This window comes from Streptomyces sp. SID11385, from assembly GCF_010548245.1.
Lineage (GTDB): Bacteria > Actinomycetota > Actinomycetes > Streptomycetales > Streptomycetaceae > Streptomyces.
Genome location: NZ_JAAGLR010000679.1, coordinates 1 through 532, shown reverse-complemented (window position 1 = coordinate 532; position 532 = coordinate 1). Strand labels below are relative to the sequence as shown.

1 protein-coding gene is annotated in these 532 nt (G+C 75.0%); it reads right to left on the bottom strand.

Features of this window, described 5'->3' with window-relative positions:
• Positions 1 to 499 (bottom strand): CapA family protein (locus tag G3I42_RS20540; RefSeq protein ID WP_343244607.1); only part of this gene is annotated, 499 nt, incomplete at its 3' end.
• Positions 500 to 532: the final 33 nt, after the last annotated feature.

Below are 532 nucleotides of genomic sequence, written 5' to 3'. Positions count from 1 at the left end.
TGTCGTTGGTGCCGTACGTGTAGCTGAGCTGGGCGACCTTCGCGCCGCCGGCCGTGAGCCACGCGGGCCGGTGCGACTCCGCCTCGCTGCGCCCGGTGCCCGCGTGCGCGACGCCCGCGCGGTCGAGGGCGCCGAGGGTGCGCGCGACGCCGGCGGTGCCGTCGTCGAGGCTGTGGTTCGACGCGGTCGAGCAGGAGTCGTAGCCGGTGGTGGCGAGCGCGGTGGCGACCTGCGGGGGCGAGACGAAGTCGGGGTAGCCGGTGTAGGGGCCGTCGTCGTCCCCGTACACCGTCTCCATGTGGCAGATCGCCAGATCGGCGCGCGAGACGACGGGCTTGACGCCCGAGAGCATCGGGCGGAAGTCGTAGCCCTTGCCGCCCGCGTCGGCGTGCGCCTGCCGGATGACCGAGTCGTGCGGGAGGACATCGCCCGAGGCGAGGAGCGTGAAGGCGTGGCGGTTGTCGGACGGCGAGGGCGAGGCGGGCGGGTGGCGGCGCACAGGGCGAGGGAGGCGAGCAGCAGGGCGGAGCGG